The organism is Acidimicrobiia bacterium (genome assembly GCA_029210695.1).
Lineage (GTDB): Bacteria > Actinomycetota > Acidimicrobiia > Spongiisociales > JAHEDJ01 > JAHEDJ01.
On sequence record JARGFH010000091.1, the window covers coordinates 1 to 8,960 of the forward strand.

Consider the following 8,960-nt stretch of genomic DNA (forward strand, 5'->3'; position numbering starts at 1 on the left):
CAACCCGCCATCGACCCTGACCGACTCCTCGACGGCGGCAACCACACCCTCTACATTTGCGGGCCACTCCACGAACAAGCACGGCTCCGACCGCTCTTCACTGCACTCATCGAACAGACCGTCGCCCGGATCTACGACCGCGCCAACCGATCCGCCGACAAGCTCCCCAAGCCGCTGCTGCTCGTCATCGACGAAGCAGCCAACATCGCTCCCCTTCCCGACCTGGCTCAGATCGCCTCCACCGCTCGCGGCGTAGGGATCCAACTCGTCACCGTCTGGCAGGACTTCGCCCAGATTCAGGCCCGCTACGGCACCTTCGCCCAGACCGTCATCAACAACCACCGGGCCAAGGTTGTCCTCGCTGGCGTCTCCGACACCCCCACCCTCGACTACATCAGCCGGCTCATCGGCGACGAGCAAGCCGCCGAGGAATCCCGAACCCGCAACCCGGATGGACGAGAAACCGTCACTGAATCCACCCGGCATCGGCCCCTCGCCCCCACCTCCGCCCTCCGGCGCTCCGACACCGGGACCGGCGTCCTCATCTATGGCAACTTCCACCCAGCGCGACTGAAGTTACGGCCGTGGTACCAACGAAAATGGGGCTCATAGCTGGAAGAGCCGGGGGCGCTGTCGTCATCGTGCGGTGCCCTCTCGCCCGTGTCGTCGCAGAAAACGCGTACCTTCACCGTGTGGCGAGGTGTGACAGAACTGGTGATTTGCATGTGAGTTTCAGCGGTGCGTGGCGTGACCCCTGTAGGGCTGGGTGGCGCACGGGGGTCCCACAAAATGCCAGATCCCCGGACAGTCTGTTGTTCCTGACGAGGGTTCGGTCCGCGAATATGCGGGCACTGGCGACAAGGCCATGACGAGTGCACACCGCCCGGCCTGACGCTCGGCGGCTATCCATTGCGCGACCTAGTTCTACCCAGTCGTTGCCCTTTGGGGTACAGGAAAACTGGCGGGTGCTTCGACGGACGACGCGCTCCGTGTCTCCTTCTCTGGTCTGCAACCAGAATCGGGTGCCCGTCAAGCCGGGTCAATGCCCCTCCGGGGTATCGGTGATCCAACTCACAATCCAGGCCGGCTCAAGCGGTTGGGCACCTTCCGTATGCTTTCTCGCTGGGGGAGGCCTCCGGCTTCGAGGAATGGCTCGACCACGAGGATGGCGGCGCCGAGCGCAACGGCGTCGGGGCCCAGATGGCAAAGCTCGATCGAGACACGATCGAAGGGAGGACGCAGCGCGTGACGGCGGGCCTCGTCGATAGCGATTGGTAGGAGATGCTCCCCGAGCAGCAGACCGGCCCACCCTCCGAGCACGATCTTGTCGGGATTGAGCAGGTTGATCAGGTTCGCCATCCCGACGCCGAGGTACCGACCCGTCTCCCGCACCGTGCGGAGTGCAGCTTCCTCTCCGGCTATGAGGCGGACCCGGAGTTGCTCGAGGGCGAGGCGCTCGTCGATCGCGGTGTCGGAAGGGGCGTCTTGTGCGGGCTGATATGCGCCGAGGATCCCGCGGGCTCCGACGTAAGCCTCGAGGCAGCCTCTGGCTCCGCAGCGACAGCTTCGGCCGTTGAGTGCAACGGTGGTGTGACCCCATTCACCCGCGCTCGAGGTCGCCCCACGAAACACGCGACCGTCGGTGAGAATCGCGGCTCCTACCCCCGTGCCGATTAGGGCCACGACGACATTACTCGCGCCGCGGCCGGCGCCGTACCACGCCTCTGCCAGCGCCATGGTCTTGGCGCCGTTATCGACCAGAACCCGGGAGGGGAGCGCCTCCCTGAGCATCTCTTGGAGCGGCATGTGGTCCCAGCCGAGGCTCGGGGCGTGGACGTACTCCCGACCGTCACGAACGATGATCCCCGGTACGCCGACGCCGATCCCGAGAAGCTCATCCAACTCGACGGGTAGCGCTGACGTCACGTCCTTCACGACCTCGGCAATGACCGTCACTAGCGTCTCGACGTTTTCGGGAGCGAGCTCCACCTGCTTCTGGACCGCCGCCATCTTGTGGAGCGCAAGGTCGAACAGTTCGATCGTGGCTCCGGTTTCCCCGATGTCCACACCAATCACGTAAGTGTGGGCAGGGTTCACCTCGACGAGGATCGCCGGCCGTCCACCGTCCGAAGCGACTTGGCCCGTCTCGATTGCCACTCCGCTCTTGAGTAACTCCGAGATCACATTGCCGACGGTTGCCCGGCTCAGCCCGGTGTCGTTAGACAGTGCGATCCGGCTGGCCGGTCCCCCCTCATAGAGGTGCTTCAGAACGGCGGCCTGGTTGGCGCGGCGAACATCCCGGGTGGTGGTCCGTTGTTCGGGCATGCCTGATCTCCACGGGTCGTTGTGATTATGACAAGAACTTAGTCCAACAATCGTAGAGCTATGAGCTCCCCTTGGGAGAAGGCTTGTTTTCTATTGACTCCGGAATAATTGATACCTAAGATTAAGTCTTAGATCAAGGACGGTCTCCCTTGAAGAGACGAGTGGACGAGTTTGTTTGTGGTATGAATACTGTTCGAATCTCCCGAAGGCGCGCGTGGCTCGGCTTGGCGACCTCGATAGCGATGATTGCCGTCCTGGTCGGTACCACGACCGTAGCTTCGGCATCGACCACCGTCGAGGTCTGGCTTACCACCCCCGACGGTGTTAACCAGCTGACCCAACAACCGGATGTGGTGCTCGGCCCTGTCGGCGGGGGGTCGATCAACGTCTCCGTGAACGACAGCCGCCAATACCAGACGACTACCGGGTTCGGAGCCAGTTTCTCTGATTCCTCGACCTTCCTCATGTCGCAGCTGAAGGGCTACGACCCGGCGGCGTACGCCACGATGATGGACGAGCTCTTCGGTGTCACCGGTGGGATCGGTCTCACCTTTTGGCGAGTGCCTATGGGCGCCAGCGACTTCACCGAGGCGACCGCGCACTGGACGAACGCCGACACGGAGGGCCCGCCCGGGGAGCCGTTGCAGTATTTCGCACTGACCAGCCATGACACGGACCACATCATTCCGGCCATCCAGGACGCGCTGGCGATCAACCCGAACCTGAAGATCATCGGCAGCCCTTGGACGGCGCCGGCGTGGATGAAGACCACTGACAAGCTGATCTGCTCGTTCCACAACAAGAAGGGGGCGTTGCTCCCTGAGTACCGGCAGACATGGGCCGACTACTTCGTGAAGTGGATCAATGCGTACGAGAACGCGGGGGTGCCGATCTGGGCGGTGACTCCCCAAAACGAGCCCCAGTACTGCCCAAACAGCTACCCGGGGATGATGTGGGAACCCGAAGACGAGGCAAGCTGGGTGCACGACTACCTGAAGCCGGCCCTCGCCGCCGCTGGTCTCCAGCCGCAGATCCTCGGATACGACCACAACTGGGACCTGCCCAGCTATCCCACCACGCTGGTTACGGGCCCGACGAGCGGCGACTACGACGGCATCGCCTGGCACTGCTACAACAACTCGAGCGACCCCACCGAGATGACGAAGCTCCACAATCTGTATCCGGGCTTCGATCAATACGAAACGGAATGCTCGTCAGACACCGAACCGACCGACATCATCCCGTTCAGCACCGCCGAGATGGCCCTCCTCTCGGTCCAGAACTGGGCCCGAGGTGTGGTGTTGTGGAACTTGGCGCTCGACTCGAACAACGGGCCCCATCTCGGCGGCTGTGAGGTGTGTGTCCCCGTTGTCACCATCGACGTGACCACCGACCAATCGGGGGCCGTGACATCGGCCGCCTACTCCCTGGCGGATAACTACTACCACCTTGGTCAGATCAGCGACTTCGTCTCTGTCGACGCCACCCGGATCGACTCGACCGTGAACGCCCACGGCATCGTCACCGCTGCCTTCGAGAACCCAGACGGTCGCGAGGTACTGATCGCCACGAACCGCAACACCGCCGACACGACCTTCACCGTTACATGGAACGAGCAGGGTTCGTTCACCTACACCTTGCCTTCGCGGGCCACCGTCACGTTCATCGCCACGGTCGATCCTGCCCCTCCCACCTCGTACGTACCACAGACCGGTGGTACGTACACCGTCGAGGCACGGCCGAGTGGCAAGCCCGTCGACGTGGCGAACGGCTCGACCAGCAACAAGGCACCGATCCTTCAGTTCACCGACAGCGGCGACCTGAGTCAGCAATGGGTGCTTGTCGACGCAGGGGCGGGCTATGTCAACATGATCAACGTCAACAGCGGGATGGCGCTCACTAACCCGCGGGCTTCGAATCGGAACGGGATCCAGATGCAGCAGTGGTCGATCACCGGCACCGGCTCACCAGAGCAGCAGTGGCAGCTCACTGCGGTCGATTCCGACTACTACACGATCACGAACCGAGCCAGCGGCAAGGCGCTCGATCTCCGTGACGGTTCGGTGAGTGACGGGGCGATCATCCAGCAGTGGGACCTCGATCCGGCCAACCCCAATCAGCAGTGGCTGTTCACGTCGGTCCCGTGAAGGAGATCAGAAGGAACAGCGCGAGGTTGGAAGAGGCTGCGAGCGGTAGGCAGTATCTGACCGCATTCGGGCCGGACTTTGTTTGGGGCGCAGCGACCGCTGCCTACCAGATCGAGGGCGCCACTACAGAGGATGGTCGTGGCCCTTCGATCTGGGACACGTTTAGCCGCCTTCCTGGGAAGACCCGAAACGGCGACACCGGCGACGTCGCATGTGACCACTACCATCGATGGCGCGAGGACCTGACGATTGCCGCTGACCTTGGTCTTGCCGCCTATCGGTTCTCCGTCTCGTGGGTTCGCCTCCAACCCACCGGTCGGGGCAGCCTGAACCGGAGTGCCGTCGGTTTCTATCGGTCCCTGCTGGAGTACTTGCACGAGCTCGGTATCCGACCTTTCGTTACGCTCTATCACTGGGATCTGCCACAGGAGCTCGAGGACGTCGGCGGATGGCCCGAGCGCGACACAGCCCTTCGCTTCGCCGAATACGCGCAGCGCACCGCCGAGGCGCTCGGAGATCTGGCCGAGGATTGGATCACGCTGAACGAGTCCTGGTGTCAGGCGTTCAACGGCTATCACTTGGGTGTCCACGCCCCCGGACGTCGGGAACTGCCGGCAGCGGTGGCAGCGGCGCATCACCTCAACCTGGCCGGCGGCCTGGCCACCCAGGCCATCCGCTCCGTTCACGCCAAGGCGTCTGTGGGGATCGCTCACATCCTCACCGACGTGCGGCCCGCGTCGCAAGACCCAGAGGACGAAGCAGCGGCCCGTCGGGTCGACGCCAACCACAATCGGCTCTTCCTCGATCCGCTCCTGGGCGGTGGGTATGGGGAAGAGGTCGTCGAACTCCACGGCCCCCACGGCCTGCTCGAACGGATCAAACCGGGCGACGACGAGGTGATGGCCGAGGCGATCGACTTCCTGAGAGTGAACCACTACCAGCAGGTCATGGCATCCGACGATCTGGACGAGCCGTTCCTTCGCTCACGCATCCGCGCGGCTGCGCCGGCCGCTACGAGCCTGGGCTGGTCGGTGCGACCCGAGTCGTTGCGCAACGTGTTGGTGCGCGTGGACCGTGAGTATGGCCACATCCCGTCGTACGTGACGGAGAACGGCGCCTGCTTCGAGGACTACGTCGGGCCGGACGGCGAGGTGAGAGATCGGGAACGTATTGACTACCTCGACCGCTACGTGACTGCGGTTGCCCAGGCGGCCAGCGAGGGGGTCGATGTTCGTGGCTACTTCGCTTGGTCCCTGCTCGACAACTTCGAGTGGGCCGAAGGGTACCGCAAGCGGTTCGGCCTCGTCTATGTCGACTACCGCACGCAGGAGCGCATCCCCAAAGCGAGCGCCCGCTGGTACCGGGACCTAATCCTGCAGCACCGGAATCTGCTCGGCGTCCCCGCCCGCCACGATGTCGCCCGAGTCCGTAACCCAGCTATCAACCCTGCCCCCCCGGTGTCGATGCGTCAGGCACCGAGACAGAAAGAGATCTGACGGTGAGCATGGCAATGGAAGAATCAACAGGGGATCGGCTCGGATCGCCGGCGCCGTTCACCAAGAGCGAAAGGAAGGCATGATGCGTGAAAGTGTGTGGTGGCGCCGGGCAAGCGCTCTGCTGGTGCTCGTTCTCGTGGCGAGTGCCTGCACGTCGGGGGATTCGACGGGCGACGACGAAACCGATGGCACGGTCACCGACACTGGGGGAGCCCAAGTCGTCCGGGTGCTCGCAGTTGCGGGCCCCGAGACCGACGCCCTGATCGCCGGAGCGGCGGAGTTCGAGGAGATGACCGGAATCACCGCCTCGATCGAGCAGGTGGCACGGCCGCTGTGGTCACAGCGGAAGGTCCGCGAGCTCATCGAGGATGCCGGGTTGTACGACGTCGTGATGATCGGCGGCGGTGACGACAACACCTGGGTTAAGGAGAAGGCCCACGTCAAGGACCTGGCGGAGTACCTGTCGGAGAGCGACATCGAGCAGATCGTCTCTGCCGACAAGTTCACGCGGGAGGACGGCACCCTGGTCGGTGTGCCCCAGTACTACAACTTCCCGATGCTGTTCTACCGGAAGGACCTGTTGGAGGATCCCGCCGAGCAGGCGGCGTTCCAGGAGCGGTACGGGCGTGACCTCGCTGTGCCGACAACGTACGAGGAGATGTACGAGGTAGCCGAGTTCTTCACGAGGCCCCCGGATCTGTACGGTTTCTTCATCGGCGGCGTCGACTGGTCGATCTTCCTGGATCACACCTACTTCGTGTACGGCCACGGTGGCAACTATGGGGATCTCGGCTCCGGCGAGCTGACCTTGAACTCTCCGGAGCAGGAGCAGGCGATGCAACAGCTGGTCGCCTTCACCCAATTCAATCCGCCCGGCTGGGAGACCCAGAGCTTCTTCGACGGCGATCAACTGGTCCAGGACGAGAAGGTCGCCATGTACCAGAATTGGTTCTATATCTGGAAAACCTTCCAGCAGGGGTTCCGCAGATGAAGGCTGTTTCTGGGCACACGTGAACGCGAAAGTGCTGGTCACGGCGTTGAGGCTGGCTGGCGGCCGCGAAATGTGTAGGCACACGCTAGGTGTTAGAGGTTCTTGGTTAGGTGAGTTAGCTGATGTAGAGTGTGGGCATGTATCTGCGGACGATCCAGCGGCGCAACAAGGACGGGTCGGTGGTCCGCTACGTGCAGCTGGCCCACAACGTGCGTCATCCCCAGTCGGGGAACCCGGTGGCCAAGGTGATCCACAGCTTCGGGCGGGAGGACCGGCTGGACCGGGAGGCACTGGGCCGGCTGGTCCGCTCCATCGCCCGCTATCTGGGTCCCGACGCCGAACTGGAGGCGACGGCGCCGGGCGGTGCGACGGCGCCGCTGCGGTTCGTGTCGTCCAAGGCGCTGGGCGGCGCATGGGCCCTGGACGGTCTGTGGCGGCGGGTGGGGATCGGCGAGGTGCTGGCCCGCCTGCTGGAGGGTCGACGCCTCGATCCGCGGGCCGAGCGGGCCGTGTTCGCCATGGTCGCTAACCGTGCCCTCGAACCGCTCTCCAAGCTCGCCGCCGCCCGCTGGGTGGCGGAGCGGGCCGTGATCCCGGGTCTGGACGACGTCGACGAGGACACCTTCTACCGGGCCATGGACTGGCTGTTGGAAGTCGAAGACGATTTGGTCGAGGCCGTGTACTGGGCCACCGCCGATCTGTTGAACCTAGAGGTCGACCTGCTGTTTTTCGACACCACCTCCACCTACTTCGAGATCGACCAGCCCGACGCGCCGGGTGAGGGGGAGACGGTCGGGTTCCGGGCCCGAGGCCACTCCAAGGACCACCGGCCCGACCTGCCTCAGGTGGTGATCGGCATGGCCGTCACCCGAGAAGGCATCCCCATCCGGGTGTGGTGCTGGCCAGGCAACACCAACGATCAGGCGCTGATCCGCCAGGTCAAAGACGACCTCAAAACGTGGAAGCTGACCCGGGTGGTGTGGGTCGCCGACCGTGGCTTCTCCTCGGCGGAGAACCGCCGCTACCTCCAACGGGCAGGCGGCCACTACATCATCGGCGAAAAGCTCCGCGGCGATGGCCGCGAGGCCCAGGCGGCGCTGTCCCGCCAGGGCCGCTACCGCACCGTGGCCGCCAACCTGGGGGTCAAAGAGGTCGTCATCGACGACGCCACCATGCGCGACCGGTTCGTGGTTTGCCACAACCCCGAACAAGCCGAACGAGACCGGACCGTGCGCGACCAGCTTCTCACCCAGCTCGCCGACGCCATCGACGGCTCCGACCAGCTCACCAAGACCGCCCGCGCCGAGTTGGCCGGCGAGCTGGGCAACTACCCGGGGCTGAAACGGTTCCTGCGCACCACCCCCGGTGGGCTGCTGCGCATCGACCGCAGAGCCGTCGCCGCCGAGCAACGCCTCGACGGCAAGTTCCTGTTGCGCACCTCCGACCCCACACTGTCCGCCGAAGACATCGCCTTGGGCTACAAACAACTGCTCGAAGTCGAACGGGGCTGGCGGGACATGAAATCCACCCTCGACCTGCGGCCCGTCTACCACCGCCTCGAAGGCCGCATCCGCGCCCACGTGCTGCTGTGCTGGCTCGCCCTGCTCCTCATCCGCCTGGCCGAAACCGCCACCGGCGACACCTGGCGCAACCTCCGCCACCAGCTCGACCGCATGCACCTCGGGCTGTTCGCCGGTCCCGCCGGCCACGTCCTGCAACGCACCGAAACCACCCCCGGCCAGGCCGCCATCTTCAAGGCCCTAGGCGTCAACCAACCCAAACAGTTCCTCGACATCACCCCCGCCGGCACCGACAAGACTCCCGCCAGCGCGTAGGCACTACACGTCCCCGACAGTCCCGCGCGTTCTCCCTGCTCACGCGCACTTTCGATGCCTACGCCGGCAGGCCAACTGCGGAACTCCGGCCAGGCGCTGTACGTCAACCACCAACGCCGCTAGTCGCAATGGGCGGCGTAGTCTGATTTCGTGAAGATATCTGCCG

6 protein-coding genes are annotated in these 8,960 nt (G+C 64.4%); 5 read left to right on the forward strand and 1 reads right to left on the reverse strand.

Annotated elements, in window-relative coordinates; translation table 11 throughout:
- The coding region (locus P1T08_17460) for a TraG/TraD/VirD4 family protein (protein MDF1597870.1) at positions 1–612 on the forward strand (612 nt) is incomplete at its 5' end.
- Positions 613–1,071: 459 nt separating this feature from the next.
- Here the strand turns inward: P1T08_17460 and P1T08_17465 are convergent.
- Positions 1,072–2,325 (reverse strand): ROK family protein, encoded by a 1,254-nt coding sequence (locus tag P1T08_17465; protein ID MDF1597871.1) that lies wholly within the window; start codon positions 2,323–2,325, stop codon positions 1,072–1,074.
- A gap of 224 nt (positions 2,326–2,549) precedes the next feature.
- Here P1T08_17465 and P1T08_17470 point away from each other — a divergent pair, with 224 nt between their 5' ends.
- The 4 genes from P1T08_17470 (at position 2,550) to P1T08_17485 (ending at position 8,794) form a co-directional block, all read left to right on the forward strand.
- A complete protein-coding gene (locus P1T08_17470; protein MDF1597872.1) occupies positions 2,550–4,472 on the forward strand; it encodes an RICIN domain-containing protein in 1,923 nt (640 codons plus the stop codon).
- A gap of 26 nt (positions 4,473–4,498) precedes the next feature.
- Positions 4,499–5,968, forward strand: a complete 1,470-nt coding sequence (locus tag P1T08_17475; GenBank protein MDF1597873.1) for a GH1 family beta-glucosidase — start codon at positions 4,499–4,501, stop codon at positions 5,966–5,968.
- 79 nt (positions 5,969–6,047) lie between these two features.
- A complete protein-coding gene (locus P1T08_17480; GenBank protein MDF1597874.1) occupies positions 6,048–6,959 on the forward strand; it encodes an extracellular solute-binding protein in 912 nt (303 codons plus the stop codon).
- Between the two features lie 137 nt (positions 6,960–7,096).
- A complete protein-coding gene (locus P1T08_17485) occupies positions 7,097–8,794 on the forward strand; it encodes an IS1634 family transposase (protein MDF1597875.1) in 1,698 nt (565 codons plus the stop codon).
- Positions 8,795–8,960 lie beyond the last annotated feature (166 nt).

Bases quoted from the DNA above. Each gene is read 5' to 3' on its own strand.
- P1T08_17465 (MDF1597871.1), bottom strand. From the start codon at position 2,325: ATGCCCGAACAACGGACCACCACCCGGGATGTTCGCCGCGCCAACCAG.
- P1T08_17485 (MDF1597875.1), top strand. From the start codon at position 7,097: ATGTATCTGCGGACGATCCAGCGGCGCAACAAGGACGGGTCGGTGGTC.
- P1T08_17480 (MDF1597874.1), top strand. From the start codon at position 6,048: ATGATGCGTGAAAGTGTGTGGTGGCGCCGGGCAAGCGCTCTGCTGGTG.